This window comes from Amycolatopsis sp. NPDC114484, from assembly GCF_055633755.1.
The window spans coordinates 1-20825 of sequence record NZ_JBVKDQ010000008.1 but is presented as its reverse complement, the minus strand read 5'-3'; the positions used below and the strand labels follow the sequence as shown (position 1 = coordinate 20825).

19 protein-coding genes and 1 pseudogene are annotated in these 20825 nt (G+C 69.6%); 9 read left to right on the top strand and 11 right to left on the bottom strand.

Annotated elements, in window-relative coordinates; all coding sequences use genetic code 11:
• Positions 1-12: 12 nt before the first annotated feature.
• Positions 13-465 (top strand): gamma-glutamylcyclotransferase family protein, encoded by a 453-nt coding sequence (locus ACZ7SW_RS20525; RefSeq protein WP_470232019.1) that lies wholly within the window; start codon positions 13-15, stop codon positions 463-465.
• Positions 466-1091: 626 nt separating this feature from the next.
• Here ACZ7SW_RS20525 and ACZ7SW_RS20520 read toward each other — a convergent pair.
• The 5 genes from ACZ7SW_RS20520 to ACZ7SW_RS20500 all read right to left on the bottom strand — a co-directional run bounded on the left by ACZ7SW_RS20520 (position 1092) and on the right by ACZ7SW_RS20500 (position 8085).
• The gene (locus tag ACZ7SW_RS20520; protein ID WP_470232018.1) at positions 1092-2378 is read right to left on the bottom strand and encodes an amidohydrolase; all 1287 of its coding nucleotides are present in this window, start codon (positions 2376-2378) and stop codon (positions 1092-1094) included.
• Between the two features lie 190 nt (positions 2379-2568).
• Positions 2569-2883 carry a hypothetical protein gene (locus ACZ7SW_RS20515; protein ID WP_470232017.1) on the bottom strand — a complete coding sequence of 105 codons (315 nt, stop codon included), beginning with the start codon at positions 2881-2883 and terminating at the stop codon, positions 2569-2571.
• A 175-nt stretch (positions 2884-3058) separates the two neighbouring features.
• Positions 3059-4051 (bottom strand): methylmalonyl Co-A mutase-associated GTPase MeaB, encoded by a 993-nt coding sequence (gene meaB, locus ACZ7SW_RS20510; protein ID WP_470232016.1) that lies wholly within the window; start codon positions 4049-4051, stop codon positions 3059-3061.
• Between the two features lie 3 nt (positions 4052-4054).
• Positions 4055-6223 (bottom strand): methylmalonyl-CoA mutase, encoded by a 2169-nt coding sequence (gene scpA / locus ACZ7SW_RS20505; RefSeq protein ID WP_470232015.1) that lies wholly within the window; start codon positions 6221-6223, stop codon positions 4055-4057.
• Entirely contained in the window at positions 6220-8085 is a 1866-nt protein-coding gene (locus ACZ7SW_RS20500; RefSeq protein WP_470232014.1) for a methylmalonyl-CoA mutase family protein, read from the bottom strand. The genes scpA and ACZ7SW_RS20500 overlap by 4 nt, the downstream gene beginning before the upstream one ends.
• Before the next feature lie 124 nt (positions 8086-8209).
• On the opposite strand from ACZ7SW_RS20500, the gene ACZ7SW_RS20495 reads away from it, so the two are divergent.
• Positions 8210-10060, top strand: a complete 1851-nt coding sequence (locus tag ACZ7SW_RS20495; RefSeq protein ID WP_470232013.1) for a serine/threonine-protein kinase — start codon at positions 8210-8212, stop codon at positions 10058-10060.
• A 73-nt stretch (positions 10061-10133) separates the two neighbouring features.
• Here ACZ7SW_RS20495 and ACZ7SW_RS20490 read toward each other — a convergent pair whose 3' ends face one another.
• Positions 10134-10754, bottom strand: coding sequence for a MerR family transcriptional regulator (locus tag ACZ7SW_RS20490; RefSeq protein WP_470232312.1), 621 nt, complete (start codon positions 10752-10754; stop codon positions 10134-10136).
• Positions 10755-10869: 115 nt separating this feature from the next.
• On the opposite strand from ACZ7SW_RS20490, the gene ACZ7SW_RS20485 reads away from it, so the two are divergent.
• Genes ACZ7SW_RS20485 through ACZ7SW_RS20475 form a run of 3 tightly spaced genes read left to right on the top strand, consistent with a single transcriptional unit; the run spans position 10870 to position 13069 of the window.
• On the top strand, positions 10870-11862 hold the full coding sequence (locus ACZ7SW_RS20485; RefSeq protein ID WP_470232012.1) for a hypothetical protein: 993 nt from the start codon (positions 10870-10872) through the stop codon (positions 11860-11862).
• Positions 11859-12287 (top strand): ABA4-like family protein, encoded by a 429-nt coding sequence (locus ACZ7SW_RS20480; RefSeq protein WP_470232011.1) that lies wholly within the window; start codon positions 11859-11861, stop codon positions 12285-12287. Before ACZ7SW_RS20485 ends, ACZ7SW_RS20480 begins: the two co-directional genes overlap by 4 nt.
• A complete protein-coding gene (locus ACZ7SW_RS20475; protein WP_470232010.1) occupies positions 12284-13069 on the top strand; it encodes a purine-nucleoside phosphorylase in 786 nt (261 codons plus the stop codon). The genes ACZ7SW_RS20480 and ACZ7SW_RS20475 overlap by 4 nt, the downstream gene beginning before the upstream one ends.
• 48 nt (positions 13070-13117) lie before the next feature.
• Here the strand turns inward: ACZ7SW_RS20475 and ACZ7SW_RS20470 are convergent, their stop codons facing one another.
• Positions 13118-14269 carry a glycosyltransferase gene (locus tag ACZ7SW_RS20470; protein WP_470232009.1) on the bottom strand — a complete coding sequence of 384 codons (1152 nt, stop codon included), beginning with the start codon at positions 14267-14269 and terminating at the stop codon, positions 13118-13120.
• A gap of 57 nt (positions 14270-14326) precedes the next feature.
• Here ACZ7SW_RS20470 and ACZ7SW_RS20465 point away from each other — a divergent pair, with 57 nt between their 5' ends.
• Positions 14327-15955, top strand: coding sequence for a phospho-sugar mutase (locus tag ACZ7SW_RS20465; protein WP_470232008.1), 1629 nt, complete (start codon positions 14327-14329; stop codon positions 15953-15955).
• Between the two features lie 10 nt (positions 15956-15965).
• The gene (locus tag ACZ7SW_RS20460) at positions 15966-16415 is read left to right on the top strand and encodes a flavodoxin family protein (RefSeq protein WP_470232007.1); all 450 of its coding nucleotides are present in this window, start codon (positions 15966-15968) and stop codon (positions 16413-16415) included.
• Between the two features lie 469 nt (positions 16416-16884).
• On the opposite strand, the gene hisS is transcribed toward ACZ7SW_RS20460, so the two are convergent.
• Positions 16885-18180, bottom strand: coding sequence for a histidine--tRNA ligase (gene hisS / locus ACZ7SW_RS20455; protein ID WP_470232006.1), 1296 nt, complete (start codon positions 18178-18180; stop codon positions 16885-16887).
• Positions 18181-18216: 36 nt separating this feature from the next.
• Positions 18217-18600, bottom strand: a complete 384-nt coding sequence (locus ACZ7SW_RS20450; RefSeq protein WP_470232005.1) for a hypothetical protein — start codon at positions 18598-18600, stop codon at positions 18217-18219.
• Between the two features lie 160 nt (positions 18601-18760).
• On the opposite strand from ACZ7SW_RS20450, the gene ACZ7SW_RS20445 reads away from it, so the two are divergent.
• Both ACZ7SW_RS20445 and ACZ7SW_RS20440 read left to right on the top strand, forming a co-directional pair.
• Positions 18761-19213: a hypothetical protein gene (locus ACZ7SW_RS20445; protein ID WP_470232004.1), complete on the top strand. Its 453-nt coding sequence runs from the start codon at positions 18761-18763 to the stop codon at positions 19211-19213.
• A gap of 40 nt (positions 19214-19253) precedes the next feature.
• Positions 19254-19607, top strand: a complete 354-nt coding sequence (locus ACZ7SW_RS20440) for a hypothetical protein (protein ID WP_470232003.1) — start codon at positions 19254-19256, stop codon at positions 19605-19607.
• A gap of 131 nt (positions 19608-19738) precedes the next feature.
• Here ACZ7SW_RS20440 and ACZ7SW_RS20435 read toward each other — a convergent pair whose 3' ends face one another.
• Complete coding sequence (locus ACZ7SW_RS20435; RefSeq protein WP_470232002.1) at positions 19739-20662, bottom strand: LysR family transcriptional regulator; 924 nt, start codon at positions 20660-20662, stop codon at positions 19739-19741.
• Between the two features lie 23 nt (positions 20663-20685).
• A pseudogene (locus tag ACZ7SW_RS20430) lies at positions 20686-20825 on the bottom strand (IS5/IS1182 family transposase); the annotation flags it as partial.

Sequence of the window (20825 nt, the reverse complement as noted above, 5' to 3'; positions counted from 1 at the left end):
AGGCTGTGCCGCGTGCCGTTGTATGCCGCTTACGGATCCAACATGGAGCCCGCCCAGATGCTGGAGCGCGCCCCGCACTCGCCCATGGCGGGAACCGGCTGGCTGGAAGGCTGGCGGCTGACCTTCGGCGGCGAGGACATCGGGTGGGAAGGCGCGCTGGCCACCATCGTCGAAGACCCGTCGTCGCGGGTGTTCGTGGTGACCTACGACGTGACCCCGCTCGACGAGGAACGCCTCGACCGCTGGGAAGGCGGCGAGCTGGGGATGCACACGAAGATCCGGCTGCGGGTGCAGACCATGGACGGGTCGGTGCTGGCCTGGCTCTACGTCCTGGACGCCTACGAGGGCGGGCTGCCCTCGGCGCGGTATCTCGGGGTGCTCGCGGACGCCGCGGAAGCGGCCGGTGCACCGGTGGATTACGTAGACGATCTGCGCACTCGGCCGTGCACCGGGATCAGCGGCTGACGCTCACTGTCTTGACGGTCCGTGAGGGCCACCCTCGCGGACTCTGATTCCCCCAGGGTTCCCCTCACGGCCTTTCAGCCGTTCGAGAGGCGAACCAACCCGCGCTTCCGGCACTGGCCCAGCCTCGCGACGGCAGCCCGGAACGCTCGTTTTCCGAGTCATCCACAGCCAGGCCGGACCGTCCCCAGCCGAGGCCCGAGGTTGTCCCCAACGACACCACCCTGTGGATAACTCTGCGTCTCCGGACGATCCGCAGCCCGGCCGGACAGCCGCCCAATACCACACGGCAGGGGCTCACCCACACGGGCATCCGGCACCGCAGAGCGCAGGAAAAATCGCAGCGCGTCACGAAAAGTGGCGGCACAATTCAGGACAGAGAATCAGCCCGGACGGCCACAGATTTCGTTGAAGCCGTTGCCGCGCAACACGAAATCCGCCAGAGGCAGCCAAAGGCCAACCGTCGATCCCGGGCAGCACAAAAGTCCGAAATGACTCTCGGTAAACGGTCGGCGGCAAGGGCACCGGCGGTCTAGACCACAGTGCGTGACTCCCCGCTGACACCCCCGCACGAGGGGTACCTCTCACCCGCCTGAGTTATCCACATCGGCGCGAAGCCTGTGGATAACTCAGGCCAGCGAGGCCAGTGCGGTGTGCACCAAAGTGCGCACTCCGACGAGCAGCGCGCGCTCGTCGAGAACGAACGTCGGACGGTGGATGTCGGCCTGCGGAGCGGGCGGACCGGACCACACGCCGAGCCGGGCGAAGGCCCCGCCGACGTGCTCCAGGTACCAGCCGAAGTCCTCGCCGCCGGACGACTGTTCCGTCCCGGCGAGCCCCGTTTCGCCGACCGCCGCCTCGACGCCGGCGCGCATCAGCGCGGTCGACTCCGCGTCGGAGACCACGGGCGGCACGCCGCGCCGGTAGTCGAGCGAGAAGCCGACGCCGGTCGGGGCCAGCAGCGATTCCACCGAAGACGCCACGAGCGGCTCCAGCGACTTCCACACCTCGTGCTCGGCGGTCCGCAGCGTGCCGCGCAGGACGCCGTCCTGCGGCACCGCGTTCGCGGCCTGTCCGGCGTGCACCGCGCCCCACACCAGCACCGTGCCGGACCGCGGGTCGACGCGCCGGGACAGCACCGACGGCAGCGACGTGATGACCGTGCCCAGCGCGTACACGAGGTCAGCGGTCAAATGCGGCCGCGAAGTGTGCCCGCCGGGCGAGGTGAGGCGCAGTTCGATCAGGTCGGCGGCGGACGTCAGCGCGCCGACCCGGGTGCCGACCTTGCCCGCTTCGAGCCGCGGGTCGCAGTGCAGGCCGTAGATCCGCTCGACGCCCGCCAGCGCTCCCGCGGCGATCATGTCCAGCGCACCGCCGGGCATGACCTCCTCCGCGGGCTGGAAGATCAGCCGTACGCGGCCGGGCAGCTCGGGCGCGCCGGCGAGCGCGCGAGCGGCTCCGAGCAGGATCGCGGTGTGCGCGTCGTGGCCGCACATGTGCGCCGCGCCCTCGGTGGTGGAGGAATACGGCAGGCCGGTGTCCTCGGTCAGCGGCAGCGCGTCGATGTCCGCGCGCAGCGCGACACAGCGCTCGCCCTTGCCGATGTCGCACACCACGCCGGTGCCGCCGGGCAGCACCCACGGCTTCAACCCGACCCGGCGCAGCAGCGAGACGATCAGCTCGGTCGTCGCGTACTCGTCGCGCGACAACTCGGGGTGGGCGTGGATGTGCCGCCGCCACGCGAGCACGTCGGTCGCGTTCGCGCGCAGCCAGTCGTCCAGCCAGAACGGGCCGCGGCCCGCGCCAAGGTCTTCCACCGGAGCCATGCTGACGCCGGCTTCGGACAGCAGCGCGCCGGGCGCCGCGATCGGGTTGTGGTCACCTGGAACGTCCGGCCGTGAGTCCAGCACCGTCACGCCGCACCTCCTCCCGCAACACGAGCGCAGGGAAACACGCACCGTGCCGATCGATCTTTCTTACGCATTGCAGTCGATCGTGCACCATGCAGGTGGCAAGCGGCGGGGCGCTGCCGTTCGACCCAGACGGCCGGTAGCGGATCTGCGGCGAACGGCTGACGAAGTTCGGCGTGGGTGAACGCCGGAAAGCTCAGCCGCCTTGGGCCTTGCGGCGCTTGATGCGGTGACGGCGGCCGAAGAACACAATGGCGAGCAGCACCACCGCGGCCCCGCCCGCGATGAGGTTCTTCTTCGTCTTGTCGGCGTTGGCCTTGTCGGTCTGCGTCGGGTCCAGCACCGGCCCGGGCGGTGCCTGATGGACCGCGTTCACCTGCGTGATCGCCGTCTCAGCCGCCACGGTGACCGCGGCGGGAGCCGAGGTCGCCGCCGACGCCGCCACCGGTGCCGCTCCGGTGAGCAGCACGCCGAGCAAACCGGCCAGCAGCAGTCCCCGCACCTTCGCCATGACTTCCCTTCTACGCCGTCACCGTGCATTGTGCCCGCCGAAGCGCGGGCGCGTCAGCCGCCACGCGGTGGAGCCGGGTCCGCTCGCCCCGTGCTGACGACCGTCGGGCGCAATGGGCCCCTGGGACGGTCAAAAGACACTTGTGCGCAGAGCGTTTTCCCTTCTTGGACAACGTTCAAGAAGGGGGCTCGGTGAATGCGGCCAAGATCCGTTGCGCGGCCAGCGTCGCGGTGAGTTCTCCGTCGCGCACCGCTCGTTCCACGTCAGCGACTTGCGCGCGGACGGCGGGATGCGCGGTGAGCCGGTCGAGCAGCTGCTCGCGGACCATCGACCAGGTCCAGTCAACCTGCTGTCGTTTGCGCCGTTCGCCAAGATCACCCGATTCGGTGAGCACCTCGCGGTGTTTTCCGATCGCCGCCCACACCTCGTCGAGGCCGCTGCCCTCAAGTCCGCTGCACGTGAGCACCGGCGGCGTCCAGAGCGCGTCCTTGCCGTAGATCATCCGCAACGCGCCTTGCAGCTCGCGCGCGGCGCGCTTGGCGTCGCGTTCGTGCGGGCCGTCGGCCTTGTTCACGGCGATGACGTCGGCGAGTTCCAGCACGCCCTTCTTGATGCCCTGCAACTGATCGCCGGTGCGCGCCAGGGTCAGGAAGAGAAAGCAGTCGACCATGTTCGCCACGGTCACCTCGGACTGCCCGACCCCGACCGTCTCCACCAGCACGACGTCGAAGCCGGCCGCTTCCATCAGCACGATCGTCTCGCGGGTGGCGCGGGCGACGCCGCCGAGAGTGCCGGACGTCGGCGAGGGCCGGATGAACGCCTTCGGGTCGACCGCCAGCCGCGCCATCCGGGTCTTGTCGCCGAGGATCGAGCCGCCGGTGCGGGTCGAGGACGGGTCGACGGCCAGCACCGCGACCCGGTGCCCGGCCGAGGTGAGGTCGGTGCCGAGCTGGTCGATAAATGTCGACTTGCCGACTCCAGGCACGCCGGTGATGCCGACGCGTTTCGCGCCGCCCGCGTGCGGGAGCAGCTCGACCAGCAGTTCCTGGGCTTGCCGCCGGTGGTCCTCCCGATGCGATTCGACCAGCGTGATGGCCTTGGACAGGGTCCCCCGGTCGCCCGCGAGCACGCCCTTGGCGTATTCGCCGACGTCGATCCGCCGCGGCAAGGTTCAGGACTCCTGCGCGGCCAGCTGCTGGAGCAGGTCGATCGCGGCGTCCGCGAGCACCGTGCCCGGGCCGAAGATCGCCGCCGCCCCCGCTTCGCGCAGCTCGGGATAGTCCTGCGGCGGGATCACGCCGCCGACCACGACCATGATGTCCTCGCGACCCAGTTCGGCCAGCTCGTGGCGCAGCGCGGGCACCAGCGACAGGTGCCCGGCGGCCAGCGAGGACACGCCGATCACGTGCACGTCGGCTTCCGACGCCTGGCGCGCGACCTCGGCCGGGGTGGAGAACAGCGGGCCGACGTCGACGTCGAAGCCGAGGTCGGCGAAGCCGGTCGCGATGACCTTCTGGCCGCGGTCGTGGCCGTCCTGGCCCATCTTCGCGACGAGGATGCGCGGGCGGCGGCCTTCCTCTTCAGCGAATTTGTCGACCAGTTCGCGGGCCTTCTCGACGTTGTCCGACTTCCCCACCTCTTCCCGGTAGACGCCGGAGATCGTGCGGATCTGGCCGGAGTGGCGGCCCCAGTTCTTCTCCAGCGCGTCGGAGATCTCGCCGACGGTGGCCTTCGCGCGGGCAGCGTTGATAGCCAGCTCAAGCAGATTGCCGTCGTTCTGCGCGCCTTCGGTGAGCCGGCGCAGCGCGTCCTCGGTGGCCTGCGGGTCGCGTTCTTCGCGCAGCCGACGCAGCTTCTCAAGCTGCTGTGCGCGTACGCCCGCGTTGTCGACCTTCAGCACGTCGATCTGCTCGTCGTCGGTGACCTGGTACTTGTTCACGCCGATGACCGGCTGTCGTCCCGAGTCGATGCGCGCCTGCGTACGCGCGGCCGCCTCTTCGATACGCAGCTTCGGGATGCCTTCGTCGATCGCGCGCGCCATGCCACCCGCGCCCTCGACTTCGGTGATGTGGCCCCACGCCTTGCGTGCGAGGTCGTAGGTGAGCTTCTCGACAAACGCGCTGCCGCCCCACGGGTCGATGACGCGCGTGGTGCCGGATTCCTGTTGCAGCAACAGCTGCGTGTTGCGCGCGATCCGCGCGGAGAAGTCGGTGGGCAGTGCCAGCGCTTCGTCAAGAGCGTTGGTGTGCAACGACTGTGTGTGCCCCTGGGTGGCGGCCATCGCCTCGACGCACGTACGCGTGACGTTGTTGAAGACGTCCTGCGCAGTAAGCGACCAGCCGGACGTCTGCGAGTGCGTACGCAGCGACAGCGACTTCTGAGACTTCGGGTCGAACTGCTTCACCAGCTTCGCCCACAACAGTCGCGCCGCACGCAGCTTCGCGACCTCCATGAAGAAGTTCATGCCGATGGCCCAGAAGAACGACAGCCGCGGTGCGAACTTGTCGACGTCCAGACCGGCTTCGACGCCCGCGCGGATGTACTCGACGCCGTCCGCGAGCGTGTACGCGAGCTCCAGGTCGGCGGTCGCTCCGGCCTCCTGCATGTGGTAGCCGGAGATCGAGATGGAGTTGTACTTCGGCATGTGCTGCGAGGTGTAGCCGAAGATGTCGGAGATGATCCGCATCGACGGCTGCGGCGGGTAGATGTAGGTGTTGCGGACCATGAACTCCTTGAGGATGTCGTTCTGGATGGTCCCCGCGAGCTGCTCCGGCTTCACCCCCTGCTCCTCGGCCGCGACCACGTAGAGCGCGAGCACCGGCAGCACCGCGCCGTTCATCGTCATCGAGACGGACATCTTGTCCAGCGGGATGCCGTCGAACAGCTGGCGCATGTCGTAGATCGAGTCGATCGCCACGCCCGCCATGCCGACGTCGCCGGACACGCGCGGGTGGTCGGAGTCGTAGCCGCGGTGCGTGGCCAGGTCGAACGCGACCGACAGACCCTTCTGCCCGGCCGCGAGGTTGCGGCGGTAGAAGGCGTTCGACTCCTGCGCGGTGGAGAACCCGGCGTACTGGCGGATCGTCCACGGCTGGTTGACGTACATCGTCGGGTACGGCCCGCGCAGGTACGGCGCGATGCCAGGGTACGTGCCCAGGAAGTCCACATCGGACAGATCGGCGGCGGTGTAGACCGGCTTCACGCCGATGCCCTCGGGGGTTTCCCAGGCCAGCGCGTCCGGGCCCTTGCCGGTGGCGTCTTGTACGGCCTGCGCCCACGCTGCTCGGTCGCCGGGCTCGGGCGTGCCGAGGGGAACGTCGGCGAAATTCGGGATGCTCATGCGGAGACTCCCAGCTGTGCGTGGAGGCTGGTCAGGACTTCGAGCGCGTCGCACCCGGCGTACAAATTGCCGTTGATTCCGTCGTAGGTTCCCTTGCCTGCCAACAGCACGCCGTCGGCGCCGAGCGAAGCCGCGACGGATGCGGCCTGCTCCTCGTACGCCGCGTCAGTACCGCAGACGCAGGCCACCTTCGCGCCGCTCTCGCGGAACGCGCCGGGCAGATCGTCGGTCGCGCCGGGGTTCACCGCCTCGATCCCGGCCGCCTGCAACAGGTTCGTCGCGAACGACGCGCGGCCGGTGTGCGCGGCGACCGGACCCAGCGTGGCCAGGAAAACCTTCGGCCGCTCGCCGTGCTCGGCGAGGTAGGCGTCGGACGCGTCGCGCAGCTTCTCGTACTCCTCGGCGTACCGGTGCCGCGGCAACCCGCCGTCCACAGTGGACGGAATCGGGTCGCGGGTGACCGGCTTTTCGGTCAGGTTCGGGAACTCGCTGACGCCGGTGAGCGGATCGCGCCGGGTGGCGATGCGGCTCGCGCGTTTCTCCCAGGTCTGCGCGAGGCGTCCAGCCAGCGCGCCGGACGCCAGCTCGGCCTCGATGCCGCCCGCCGCCTCGATCGCGGTGAACTCGCGCCACGCGGCTTCGGCGAGTTCGTCGGTGAGCTTCTCGACGTACCAGGAGCCGCCCGCCGGGTCGATCACGCTGCCCAGCTTCGACTCTTCGATGAGGATCGCGTTGGTGTTGCGGGCGATCCGCGAGGAAAACGCGTCCGGCAGGCCGATCGCCGCGTCGAACGGCAGCACCGTGACCGCGTCCGCGCCGCCGACCCCCGCCGCGAAGCAGGCGACGGTGGTGCGCAGCATGTTCACCCACGGGTCACGCTGGGTGAACATCGACGGCGACGTGACCGCGTGCTGATGCATCCCGCGCGCGTCCGCAGCCGCGCCGGAGACTTCGAGGACCCGGTCCCACAGCCGGCGCGCGGCGCGGAACTTGGCGATGGTGAGGAACTGGTCCGCGGTCGCGGCGAGCCGGAACTCGAGCTGCGCGGCCGCCGCGGCGACGTCCAGGCCCGCCTCGGTGAGCGCGCGCAGATAAGCGACGCCGGACGCGATCGTCGCGCCGAGTTCCTGCGAGTCGGAGCCGCCAGCCTCGTGAAACGGCAGTCCGTCGACGACGATCGTGCGGACCTTGGGGTACTTAGGGGCAACCTTCGCGGCCAATTCGGCGGCCGGACCGAGAGGCAGGGCCTGCCCGGTGCGCGCCGTGGTGCCGAGCGGGTCCGCACCGAGCGTGCCGACGGCTTCGCTGGCCGGGACCTCGCGCTCGGCGAAGAGGTCGAGCAGTGCCTGAGCTGCGGTTTCGTACTCCGCGCCAGCATCGAGGACGACCGGCGCGAGGCCGACGTACACCTCGTTCAGCACGTCCGCGAGCGCGGAAATCGGCAGCGAACCCTCGCCGAGCCGCAGCCACACCGAAGACGCGCCGCCTTCGAGGTCAGCGAGGATCGCCGCGTTCGCCGCGCGGACGTCTTCCCGCTGGTGACGGACCCGGATGTCCCACCCGGTGTCGACGACCCCCTCCGGCCGGGCACCGCGCACGAACGGCGGCAGCCCCGGGAAACCGAGGTCGCCGCTGTTGTCCTCAGCGGTGTATAGCGGCTGGATCTCGATGCCGTCGTAGGTGCGCGAGACGAGCTTGCTCTCCGGCGCACCCGCGAAATCCTCCGGGAGCCTGCCGCTCTTGCGCAGCACCCCCGCCACCAGCTCCTGCCACTGGGCGCGGTCCGCGGTCGGGAACTCCGCCGCGAGCGCGAGCCCGGGCTCGGAAGTCGGCGCCGACTCCGGACCAGCCACGTTCGTCATACCCAGTGATGGTAGAGGCAGGCCACCGGCCGCACCTGTGACTCTGCTCGCCCCCCGTACGGGTGAACTCAGGGGTAGCGGTGCTGAGTCGAAGAGTGACGGCGGCGTGGGCCACAATCATGGGGTGCCCTCGGAGAACAGCGACCTGGACCAGCCCGGCAACACCGACAGCACCGGCTCCGCGAAAGCCGAGCCGTCGACCGGCGGCGACCAGCCGCGGGTAGTCGCCGGGCGCTACCGGCTGCGGTCGATTCTGGGGTCGGGCTCGATGGGCACGGTCTGGTCGGCCTACGACGAGTTCCTGCACCGCCCGGTCGCGGTCAAGGAGATGAAGGTTCCGCCGGGCATCCCGGCGGAACAAGCGGACGAACTGCGTGAGCGCACGCTGCGCGAGGCACGCGCGATCGCCGTGCTGTCGCATCCGAACGTCATCACGCTGCACGACGTAGCCCGCGAGAACGACGCGCCGTTCGTCGTGATGGAGCTGCTGCCGTCGCGCAGCCTCGCGCACCTGCTGCGCGACCACGGCCCGCTGACTGTCGAGCAGGCCGCAGCAGTCGGCATCGCGGTAGCCGCCGCGCTCGAAGCAGCCCACGACGCAGGCATCACGCACCGCGACGTGAAGCCAGGCAACGTCCTGGTCGCCAGCGACGGCCGGATCAAGCTCACCGACTTCGGCATCGCCCGCAACGTCTCCGAAGCCACCATGACGCGAACCGGAATCATGCTCGGCTCGCCCGCCTACATCTCGCCGGAAGTCGCTTCCGGCGGCGCGGTCACCCCCAACGCCGACCTGTGGGGCCTCGGCGCGACGCTGTTCGCCGCCGTCGAAGGCGCACCCCCGTACGACGCGGACGGCGACCCGCTGGAAACCGTCGGCAAGGTCGTCAACGGCAAGGTCCCGCGCCCGAAGCCGGGCCCGCTGGCCGACGTCATCACCGCGTTGATGAAGAAGGAGCCGGAAAAGCGGATCTCGCTGCGCGAGGTGCGCCACCGGCTGTACCCCATGCAGAACAAGGCCGCTCTCGACCTGTTCGGCCCAGAACTTTTCCGCACCCCAGACGGCAAGAAGACGGCCGCCCACCTGGACGCCACCGACACCCAGGTGATCAAAACGGTCGCCCCGAAGCCCTCGACCCCGGATCAACCCGCCGCCCTCGCAGCGGACCCGGGCCCGCTGCCGTTCATGCGCTCGGGAAACACCGGCGCCGCCCCCGCCTTCACCCCCGCGCCCCCGCTGCCTGCTCCACCACCGCTGCCCGCCCCGCTGCCGCCGCCACCCCCACGCCGCAGCAGCAAGGCGACCGCGATGCTGGCAGTCGCCTCCATGGTCCTGTTCGCCCTGGCCTGCGGCGGCGGTTTCGCGCTGGCCCGCGTGGTGAGCGGGCAAAACCTGCTGCCGCCGCAAAGCCCGGAAACCGGAGTGCTGGCCAACCTGGGCACAGTCGCCGGCTCGTCGCAGCCCCTGAAGCTGGTCTCCCAGCACGGCAACGCGAGCTCGACAGCGAACGTCTCGCGAGACAGCGAATACACCGTCTCGGTGCCCGAAGGATGGAAACGCTTCATCGCGTCGAGGAAATCCTCCTTCGGCACCTCCACGGTGGTCCAATACGTCTCGCAGGACGGCCGCCAATCCCTGCGCCTGGAACGAATCCCCAGCTCGCCCGGAAAATATTCCCTGACCGACGGAATAGAAGCCCTGCCGACTTCGCATTCGCCTGATTCGTTCAGCGTCGCCCGAGCCCCGGTTCAAACGCCCATCGGCCTGGAAATCACCTACCGCTCGGTCGAACGAGCACAAGACCGCTCCGCCAAACCGGACGCCGTGATCACGCGCGCAACATTCGCCCTGATCAAACAAACAGACAACGCCCTATGGCTCCTGTCACTAACAGTCCCAGCAGAACAAGAAGACACCGCCTCCACCACCTTCACCCAAATCGCACCAACCTTGTCTTTCCCAGCAACTTCTTAAGGTTCGTGAGGGGAACCCTGAGGGACCCTGATTCCCTCAGGGTTCCCCTCACGACCCTCTGCCAGCGCGACTCTTATCCCTCCGAATACCGCCGAGCAGTCTCCGCAGCCTGAGCCAACCTCCGAAACCCCTCGAACAACCGATCCCCCAGCACAGTCCCTACCACCGCCGCCTCAACAATCCGATCCATAGACCCGACCGCGTCAATAGTATCCAAATCAACCCCAGCAATCCGATCGGCGACCTCCGCATACCGCCCGATCTGATCCAGCAACGCCTGATGCCCTAACGCACGAATAGTGCACACAGTCCCCACCAGCAAATCCGCCACCGGATTATCGGCCCCGAACTTCCACCCATGCTCCCGGGCCAACTCGGACAATATCCCCATCGCCCACTCGCGATCATCGGCCGGAACATCCACAGCGGATCTGGTCAACGCCCGCTGCATCACCCCCAGCACGTTGTACGCCGCCCGATCCGAATCGACCGCCGCGACCACCTCCCGCACGGTCGCCACCGACAGCCCGCCGACCTCGACCAACGCCCGGATCAGCTTCAACCGCCGCACGTGCTCCTCGCCGTAGCGAGCCTGATTCGGACTGGTCCGCTCGCCGGCCGGGAGCAGCCCCTCCCGCAGGTAGTACTTGATCGTCGCCACCGGGATCCCGGACTCGGCGCTCAGCTCTGCCATCCGCACCCGCTCGACCCTACTTCCGGACTTCCGGGAAAAACCCTGAGGACATCTCAGGATGGATAGTTTAACTTCCCATAGTGGAGAGCATCACTATCCATCCTGGGAGGACCTCATGACCACCACCGTCGACCCGCCCGCGACCGACCCGCCCGCGACGCTGAGCACCGCCCGGATGCGCACCTGGCACCGCCCGTCGCTGTGGTTCGCCGGGGCGATGGCCGTCGCGACCGTGCTGTCCGTCGCGGCGATGCTGATCGACCACCGGACCCTGCTCGGCGCGCCGGTGTGGGCGAAACTGTTCAAGTTCGCCGTCTCCGGCGCGCTCTACTTCTTCACCTGGAGCTGGCTCGTCTCGCTGCTGCGCGGCCGGTTGCGCAAGGTCGCGAGCGTCGCCACGACCGTCGCCGTCGTGCTGTTCGCCGCCGAGTACGTGGCGATGGCCTTCCAGGCGGCCCGCGTCCGGCCGAGCCACTTCGCGAACACGTCCCCGTTCGACGCCGCGCTGTTCCAGGCGATGGGCGCGATGGTGGCGGGACTCTGGCTGGCCACGCTCGTGGGCACCGTCGTGCTCATGTTCACCCGGATCGAGGACCGCGCGGTGTACTGGGCGGTGCGCGCCGGCGCGGTCGTCGCGCTGATCGGCGCCGGCCTCGGCGCGACCATGACCCAGCCGACTCCGATAGAACGGGCCACGATCAAAGCCACCGGACATTCCGACCTCATCGGCGCGCACAGCGTCGGCGTCGCGGACGGCGGCCCCGGCCTTCCGCTGCTCGGCTGGAGCACCACCGGCGGCGACCTGCGCATCCCGCACTTCATCGGCCTGCACGCCCTGCAAGCGTTGCCGCTCTTGGCGTTTGGGCTCGCAGTGCTCGCGACGCGACTCCCCCGGCTGCGCGAGAGCGCGGTGCGCGTGCGGCTGGTGTGGACGGGTTCGGTCGGCTACGCGGGGCTCGTCGGGCTGATCCTGTGGCAGGCCGAACGCGGCGAACCGCTCATCCACCCGAGCGGCCCGACGCTGGCCGCGGCCGGTCTGCTGGTCGGCCTCATCGCGGCGGCTGCCGCGGCTTCGGTGATGGTGCCGGTCCGCAAGGCGGTCCGGTGAGCGAGCTGACCGTCTTCGCCTGGACCTTCCCGGTCGCGGTGCCGTTCTGGGCGCTGATGATCTTCCTGCCCGGCTGGCGCGGCACCCGCCGGATCCTGGCCTCGCCGTGGGTGCCGCTGCTGCCGCTGGTCTGGTACTTCGTGCTGGCCGTCCCGCATTTCGGCGAGCTGTGGCACGCCATGCAGCGGCCGGATCTCGGTGTGCTGCAAGGGTTCCTGAGCGCGCCGTACGGGGCCGCGCTGGTCTGGGCGCACCTCATCGCGTTCGATCTGTTCATCGCGCGCTGGATGTTCTTCGAGGCGCGCACGCACCGGATCCCGTGGTGGGTGCTCAGCCCGCTGCTCCTGCTGACGATCTTCTTGTCGCCGTTCGGCCTGGTCGCGTTCCTCGCCGTGCGCGCCGCCCGGATACGCTCGGCGGCATGAGCAACCTGGAGGAGGCGGCCGCGGCCGTCATCGCCGAGCGCACCGGCGTCGAGAAGCACGACATCGCCGTGGTGCTGGGTTCGGGCTGGCGTCCGGCCGCGGACGTGATCGGAACCGCCGACGCGGAGATCCCGTTCGGCGAACTGCCGGGCTTCACCCCGCCCGGAGCGGTCGGCCACGGCGGCACGGTGCGGTCCCTGCGGATCGGCGACAAGCGCGCGCTGGTCCTGCTCGGCCGCACGCATTTCTACGAGGGCAAGGGCATCGACCCGGTCGTGCAGAACGTGCGCACGGCCGCGGCGGCGGGCGCGCGGACCGTGCTGCTCACCAACGCGGCGGGCGGGTTGCGGGAGGGCATGAGCGTCGGGCAGCCGGTGCTGATCTCCGACCACCTCAACCTGACCGCGCGCTCCCCGATCGTCGGCGCGAACTTCGTCGACCTCACCGATCTCTACGCCAAGCGGCTGCGCGAGCTGGCGCGGGAGATCGACGATTCGCTGGAGGAGGGCGTGTACGCGGGCCTGCCCGGACCGCACTTCGAGACGCCCGCCGAGATCCGGATGCTGCGCACCATGGGCGCGGACCTGGTCGGCATGTCGACCGTGCTGGAGGCGATCGCCGCCCGCGCGGCCGGGCTCGAGGTGTTCGGGCTGTCGCTGGTCACGAACCTGGCCGCGGGCATGACCGGCGAACCGCTCAACCACGAGGAGGTCCTCGAGGCCGGGCGGCAGTCGGCGACGCGGATGGGCTCGCTGCTGAAGGAACTCGTCGCCCGCGCGTGAGCCTGCGTTGAGTGTTGGCGCCGGGGACAAACCGGCGCCAACACTCGCTCAGACGTACTGCGGCAGCTGCGCGACCACTTCTTCCGGCGAAGGCATCTCCGAGACCTCCGCCGCCAGCCCGCGCACGACGTCCGCCACCGTGCTGTCTCCCAGCAACCGGCCAGCCGTCTCGCGAACCGCGTCCGTCGTCAGCTCGTCGCCGACGAGCTTCGCGCCCGCACCGGCCTCGACCACCGCGGCGGCGTTGGTGAACTGGTCCGCACCCTGCGGCAGCACCAGCTGCGGCACCCCCGCGGCGAACGCGCCCAGCGTGGTCCCGCTTCCGCCGTGGTGCACCACCAGATCGACGTGCGGCAGCAGTTTCGACTGCGGCACCCACGCCTCCAGCTGCACATTCGACGGCACCTCGCCGAGCGCCGCGACGTCAACGGACGGACCGGTCGCCACCAGCACGTCCACGTCGAGCGAGGCCAGGCCGTGCAACGCCGACGTCAGCAGATGCGCCTGGCTCGCTCCCGTGGTGCCGAGCGTCAGATACACCAGCGGGCGGCTGCGGTCGCGGCCTTCGACGCCGGACGGCAGCTCGCCCGGTTCGCTCCAGCCGACCGGGCGCAGCGGCACGCGCCGGGCCCCGGCGACGAATTCCGGTGCCTGCACCGACGACGGGCAGATGTCCACGAACGGCTGGCCCCAGAAAAACCTGCTGGTTCCGGTGAGGCCGAGTTCGGCGGCGAACGCGTCGATCTGTTCGCTGATGTAGTCCATCGGGCCGCCGGAGGAAACCCGGCCGAAGCCGTGGCCGATCGCGGGAATCCGGGCCTGGTGAGCGGCGAACGCACCGCCCGGATTGCCCATTTCGTACACGACCAGGTCCGGTTTCCGCTCCGCGATCACCGGCGCGAGATCGGCCATGAACCGCTCGGGCAGCAACCGGCCGAACCCCTTGCCGATCGCCTCGTTCAGCTCGGCTTCCGGGATCTCGTGGCGGCTGCGGGCATCTCCGGCGAACAGGTGGCCGAACGCCTCCTGCAGGGTCATCCCGGCCGCGGCGGTTTCGAGGCCGGCCTTCTCGAGCGTCGGATGGAAGTCGGGGGCGGTCGCGTATACGACGTCGTGGCCGGCGTCGCGCGCGGCGACGGCGAGCGGCAGCAACGGATAGAGGTGTCCGTAAGACGCGAGGGAAGTGAAAAGAATGCGCACCACCCGAGCGTATCGCCAGCCACCACCCGGTTTCCGGATCCGCGTAAGCTGGCCCGGGTGTCCGACAGCCTCGATTCCCGCCTGCGCGATTCCGTCTACCGCTGGATCACCGACGATCCGGATCCGGCGTCGCGCGAGGAGCTGACCGCCGTTCTCGCCCGTGCGATGGGCAAGGAGCCCGGCGCGGCCGAGGAGATCGCCGACCGGATGGCCGGGCCGCTGGAGTTCGGGACCGCGGGCCTGCGCGGGCCGGTGCGCGCTGGTCCGAACGGCATGAACGTCGCGGTCGTCACGCGGACCACCGCGGGCGTCGCCGCTTGGCTCGCCGCGCAGGGGCACGCGGGCGGCGTGGTCGTGATCGGCCGGGACGCGCGGCACGGTTCCGAAGCGTTCGCCACCGCGGCCGCCGAGGTCCTGACCGCCGCCGGATTCGCGGTGAAGGTGCTGCCGCAGCCGTTGCCGACGCCGGTGCTGGCGTTCTCGGTGCCGCACTACGGCGCGGTCGCCGGAATCCAGATCACCGCGTCGCACAACCCGCCCGCGGACAACGGGTACAAGCTCTACGACGCCACCGGCGGACAGATCGTGCCGCCGTCCGACGGCGAGGTCGAGCGCGCGATCCAGTCGGCCCCGGCCACCCGGAGCATTCCGCGCAAGCCCGGTGCCGAGGTCGTCGATCCGCGCGAGGCATACCTTTCCGCGGTCGGGGCGCTGCCGCGCGGCACGACGCGCGAGCTGCGGATCGCCGCGACGGCACTGCACGGCGTCGGCGCGGAGACCCTGCGAGCCGCGCTGTCGCGGGCCGGATTCACTGACGTGCACCTGGTTTCCGCGCAGTCCGAACCGGACGCCGACTTCCCCACCGTCTCGTTCCCCAACCCCGAGGAACCCGGCGCGACCGACCTCCTGCTGGCACTGGCGTCCGAAGTGGACGCTGACCTCGCGGTGGCGCTCGACCCGGACGCCGACCGGTGCGCGCTCGGCGTCCGCGGCCCCGACGGCTGGCGGATGCTGCGCGGCGACGAGACCGGTGTCCTGCTCGGGTCGCACGTTCTGTCCACAACGGACAATCCAGATCCGTTGGTGGCCACCACGATCGTGTCCTCGTCGTTGCTCGGCGAGGTGGCGAAAGAAAAGGGCGCGCGCTACGCGGAGACGCTCACCGGGTTCAAGTGGCTGGTCCGTGCCGGCGAGGGCTTGGTGTTCGCGTACGAGGAAGCGCTCGGGCTGTGCGTGAACCCGAGCTTTGTTCGCGACAAGGACGGCATCTCCGCCGCGGTCGCGGGCGCGGACCTGGCCGCCACGCTCAAGGCCGAAGGCCGCACTCTGCTGGACGTCCTCGACGACATCGCGACCCGGCACGGCGTGCACCTCACCGACCAAGTGTCGTTGCGGGTCACCGACCTTTCCGTGCGCGGACGCCTCATGGCCGCGTTGCGTTCGAACCCGCCGGCCTCGCTCGGCGGGGTGCCGGTGACGCTCGAAGACCTCCTGCCGGACGCCGACGTGCTCCGGCTGAGCGGCGACGGCGTGCGCGTCGTGGTGCGACCGTCCGGCACTGAACCGAAACTGAAGGCGTACCTGCAAGTGGTGGCTCCGGTGACCGGCGGACTGGCCGAGGCGCGGCGCAGCGCGACGGAAGTCCTCGACGCGGTCCGCGAGGAGATCACCGCACTGCTGCGCTGACGGGAGAACCATGCCAACGTTGCTGATCGTGCACCACACGCCGTCGCCGTCGATGCAGGCGATGTTCGAGGCCGCGCTCGCCGGCGCGAAGCACCCCGACATCGAAGGCGTCGACGTCGTCCGCCGTCCCGCACTCGGCGCGACCGTGTCCGACGTGCTGGCCGCCGACGGCTACCTCCTGGGCACGCCGGCGAACCTCGGCAGCATGAGCGGTGCGTTGAAGCATTTCTTCGACACCGTGTACTACCCGTGCCTGGACGCGACGAAAGGGCGTCCGTTCGGGGCGTACGTGCACGGCAACAACGACACGTCCGGGACCGTGCGGCAACTCGACGCGATCACGACCGGACTCGGCTGGACCCGGGTGGCGGAGCCGGTGCTCGTGACGGGCGAACCGGGCAAGGCCGAACTGGAAGCGGTGACCGAACTCGGCGGAACCCTTGCCGCGACGCTCATGTGAGCAACGATCGCCGTCTTGAGCAGGACCCAGAGCCCGCTGGGAAAGTCCGCCAGAAAAGTTAAGAGGCCTGTCACCGGAAGCCCTGGGGGTCGACCTCCGGCAACAGGCCAAGTCAAGGGTTCGCAACGAAGGCGATCAACCTCGACTACGCAAGGGTACTACAAAGAACCGATCATGACGACCCCGCAACGACAACCAAGCGTGCTCGATTCAACGCCGAGGGCGCCGACCAGGCCCGAGAAGCCGGAGAAACCTGGATTTAGCCCGGCCGCCGTCCCAGTCAGTGGACCATCGTCCCGCGGCGCGCGACGCGGGGCGACGATCTTGAGTGTCCATTGTGGAGCGTCCAGTCGGGTGGCCGATTCATCGGCGGCCGGCTGCCGTGAGTGACGAAACCGCACCGGATCCGCCACTCGGCGGACAAAGAAGGCGGGCGCCGATCCGGAGACCGACGCCCGCCTCAGGGAAATCAGGCAGGCGAGACCATCGCCCGCACCGCCGCCGGCACGTCCGCCAGCGCCACCTGCTGCTGCTCGCGGGTGGCCAGGCTCCGGACCGTCACCCGGCCCGCCGCCCAGTCTTCCTCGCCCACGATGACGACCGCGACCGCGCCCGCCTTGTCCGCGCGAGTGAGCTCCTTGCCCAGTTTGCGCAGTTCGAGCGGGGTCGACGTGCGCAGGCCCGCCTTCCGCAGCGCCGTCGCGACGTCGCGGGCCGGGTCCGCCAGGTCCTCGGTGACCGGGATGACCGTGACGTCGACCTCGCTGCGCGGCTGCGGCGTGAGGCCGTGCGTGTCGAGGAAGTCCATCAACGTCACGTCGCCCATGCCGAACCCGATGCCGGAGATCTGCTCCTTGGTGAACATCGAGGCGAGGTTGCTGTACCGGCCGCCGCCGAACAGCGCGCGGCGGTTCTGCGGCGAGGTGTCGAAGACCTCGAACACGGTCGACGTGTAGTACGCCAGCCCGCGCACGATCAGCGGCTCGTACCGGACCAGGCTCGCCGCGCTGCTGGAGAGCACCTTGACCAGGTTCGACTCGGCCTTGACCTCCGCGGGCAACTCGTCGAGCAGCGCCGGGCCGGCACTGAGCGTCTCGGCGAGCTTCTCGTACTGCTTGTCAGACAACCCGATCTCGGCCGCGCTCGCCGCGTGCTCCTCGGCCGAGGTCTTCTCCCACCGGTCGACGAGCGCGAACACCTGCGACAGGTGGTCCGGCGAGATGCCGACGACATCGGTCAGCGCCGACGACAGCAGGTTCCGGTCGTTCACGCGCACCGCGAACATGTCCGGCGTCGCGCCGACCGCTCCCATCAGGTCGTGGATCAGCTCGAACATCTCGATCTCGCAGTTCGCGCTTTCCGAACCGAAGATGTCGGCGTTGATCTGCCAGTGCTCGCGGACGCGGCCGCGCTGCGGGCGCTCGTAGCGGTGGCAGTTCGGGTGGCTGTACCAGCGCACCGGGAACGACAGCGATTTCGCGTGGCCGGCGATCATCCGGGCCACCGAGGGCGTCATCTCCGGGCGCAGCGCGAGCCGTTCGCCGCCGCGCGTGGTGAGCGTGTACAGCTGCTGGTCGGCGATCTCCTGGCCGGACTTCCGCTCGTAGACCTCCGCCTGCTCCAGGATCGGACCGTCGTAGCGGAGGTAGCCGTAGCGCTCCAGCACGTCGTAGAGATGGCCGAACACCTGCGTACGGACGGACATTTCGGCGGGGAGGAAGTCTCGGGTCCCCTTGACAGGCGCAGTCGACAGGTATTCAGGCACGTCATCAAGCTTAACGACCCGGCGCCAGCGATTTCGTCAGGGGAACGCGACGCCGTAGGCGGTGAGCAGCATGGCCGCGCCGAGCAGCACCGCGCCGCCGGTGGTGACGCTCATGCCGACGCGGGTGCGCAGCATCGCGATGAAGAACCCGCCGGACTGCGCGAGCACGCCGAACAGCAGCAGGAAGCAGACGATCCAGCGCGCGGTGTCGCCGAGCCCGCCGTGCTCGACCAGCTGCAACGCGGCGAGCGTGAGGACGAGCAGCACCCCGGCGTGTGCGTGTCCGGCGCGGAAGAATCCGCGCTGCTTCTCGGTGAGGTCACCGCGGCGAAGGACGCCGCTGAGCGCGTAGCCGCCGTACATGACGGTGGGCAGCGATACGAGCGCGATGACGGTGAACAACTGGACTGGGCCGTGCATGGTCGCCTCCTTGAGGTTGCGGAAGTGACCATAACACCGTTTTAAAACACTGTCACGAAACTTCTGGGGACGGTCACGCTGTCCCTCTTGCCGGCGGCTGTCCCCTGACAGTCGAGGGAGTTGGCCAGCGGAGCGAACGGTGGTGCATTGCGCTGGGTCCATGACTACGACGTCGATGCGGCGACCTGCCCGATGGGCCGGTCTCGCCTTGTCCCTCGCTCTCAGCGGCCTCTGCCTGACGGCGCCCGCCCAGGCGGCCGTCCCGCAGGCCAGTGCTCCGGCCGCGCACCAGGCGGGGAAGAAGAAGTCCGTCCGCCTCAAGGCCGGACCGGTCAAGTCCAAGGTGCGCAAGGGAGAACAGCTGCGGATCCACGGGCACTTCGCGACCGGCCCGGCGGGTCGCGCCGCCGACGACGGAATGTTGTACCTGCAGGAGGAAACCCGGGCCGGGGTCTGGGTGAACCTCGCCTCCACCTCGTGCTCGCCGGACAACGACTTCGACCTCGGCGTCCGGCTGAACGTGTCCGGAAGTCTGACGCTGCGGGTTTTCCACCCCGAATCCACCCTGTTCACCGCCGCCGTCTCCGCGGTCTTCACGGTGGTCGTGCTCTAAAAACCGATCCAGTGGATGTCCGCGGCGGAGACCGGGCATCATGTCGGGCGTGAGCCAACCCGGGGACGCCGCTTCGCCGCAGTTGGCTTATGCCGACCACCTCCGCCAGCAATCGGCGACCTGCCGGTTGCTGGCGGAGAGACAGCGCGAGAACACCGCCGCGTTCGAGGGGTTCGCCGAGCGCGGCCTTCCCGGTTCCGCCGAGATGGCGATCCGCTCCGAACGCTCCGCCCGGTTCCTGGTGCTGCTCGCGTCGGTGATCGCGGAGCAGGCGATCGCGCACGACGAACTGATGGCGGCGGGCGGGCCGGACAACTCGCGCGCGTACGTCGAATACGAGGCGACGACCCGGCGGTTGCGGGCGTTGCTGCCGACGGACACGCTCACCGACTGACTCGCCTCTCGCTGCCCCAGTGTGGTTTCTGGGTAGCGCCCTGGAATTCTCGCCCCGCCGCCGGGCCTGCGGCGCGATGCCAAGGTCCGTGAGGGGAACCCTGAGGGAATCAGATTCCCTCAGGGTTCCCCTCACGGACTTTCGCCGGAACACGGGGGGCGGGGGGCGGGGGTAAGTGCGCCCACGATGTCCTCGGCCAGCAACAGACTCGCCAGGCCGTGGCCGTGTTTTTCCCGGCGTACCAACGAAACGACGTTGTTGCTGAACGCGTCGCGGACCGGACGGAAGACGAGGCGGCCGTCCCGGATCTCCTCGGCGATGTCGAATTCGCTGAGGAACGCGATGGCGTCGCCGGACGCGGCGAGCCGCTTCATCGTCTCGATCGAGTTGGTGTGGAAGGCCGGTTCGATGTCGAGACCGGCCTTGGCGAAGGCTTCCGCGACGATGCCGTGGATGACCATCGAGCGGTCGGCGAAGATCAGCGGGTAGGGCGGGCACTGCGCGAGCGGGATCGGGTCCGCGCCGGCGAGCGGATGGTGCGGGGCGACGACGACGCCGAGCCGGGTGTTCATCTGCCAGCAGACCTCAATGTGCGCCGACGGCGGCACGTTGAAGCCGAGCCCGAGGTCGGCTTCGCTGGCCTCGACCGCGTGCAGGATGTCCGGGGTCGTCATCGTGCGGATCGAGATCCGGACTCGCGGATGCCGGGCCCGGAACGCCGCCGCGGCGGTGGCGACGACACTGCTGGCCAGGCCGGTCATCGTGGCGATCACGACCTCGCCGCTGCCGAGTGCGTGCAGGTCGCGGATGTCCGCGACGGTCTCGCGGTACTGCTGCAGCGTGCGCCGGACGTGCGCGAGAAGCGCTTCCCCGGCGGGCGTCGGACGCATCCCGCGCGGCAGCCGGTCGAACAGCGGCTGGCCGAGTTCCGCTTCCAGGAGCAGGATCTGCCGGTTGATCGCCGACGGCGCGACGTGCAACCGGGCGCCGGCCGCGCGGATGGACCCGAGGCGCGCCACTTCGTCGATGTACTGCAGCAACCGGGAGTGAAGCACAGCGGACCTCCTTAGAGCATGTCTCATTTGGTGAGTTTCTTGTAGCAGGTGATGGCGGCGCCGAGGGCGAGGAAGGCGAGGTAGTGGCTGGGTTTGCGTTCGTAGCGGATGGTGAGGCGTCGGTAGCCGGTCAGCCAGGCGATCGTCCTCTCGATGACCCATC

What these genes read in the sequence shown, in the direction of transcription:
- ACZ7SW_RS20485 (WP_470232012.1), top strand. Translation starts at nt 10,870, where the DNA reads ATGACCACCACCGTCGACCCGCCCGCGACCGACCCGCCCGCGACGCTG.
- ACZ7SW_RS20460 (WP_470232007.1), top strand. Translation starts at nt 15,966, where the DNA reads ATGCCAACGTTGCTGATCGTGCACCACACGCCGTCGCCGTCGATGCAG.
- ACZ7SW_RS20440 (WP_470232003.1), top strand. Translation starts at nt 19,254, where the DNA reads ATGTCGGGCGTGAGCCAACCCGGGGACGCCGCTTCGCCGCAGTTGGCT.
- scpA (WP_470232015.1), bottom strand. Translation starts at nt 6,223, where the DNA reads ATGAGCATCCCGAATTTCGCCGACGTTCCCCTCGGCACGCCCGAGCCC.
- ACZ7SW_RS20500 (WP_470232014.1), bottom strand. Translation starts at nt 8,085, where the DNA reads ATGACGAACGTGGCTGGTCCGGAGTCGGCGCCGACTTCCGAGCCCGGG.
- ACZ7SW_RS20450 (WP_470232005.1), bottom strand. Translation starts at nt 18,600, where the DNA reads ATGCACGGCCCAGTCCAGTTGTTCACCGTCATCGCGCTCGTATCGCTG.
- ACZ7SW_RS20475 (WP_470232010.1), top strand. Translation starts at nt 12,284, where the DNA reads ATGAGCAACCTGGAGGAGGCGGCCGCGGCCGTCATCGCCGAGCGCACC.
- ACZ7SW_RS20445 (WP_470232004.1), top strand. Translation starts at nt 18,761, where the DNA reads ATGACTACGACGTCGATGCGGCGACCTGCCCGATGGGCCGGTCTCGCC.
- ACZ7SW_RS20490 (WP_470232312.1), bottom strand. Translation starts at nt 10,754, where the DNA reads ATGGCAGAGCTGAGCGCCGAGTCCGGGATCCCGGTGGCGACGATCAAG.
- ACZ7SW_RS20515 (WP_470232017.1), bottom strand. Translation starts at nt 2,883, where the DNA reads ATGGCGAAGGTGCGGGGACTGCTGCTGGCCGGTTTGCTCGGCGTGCTG.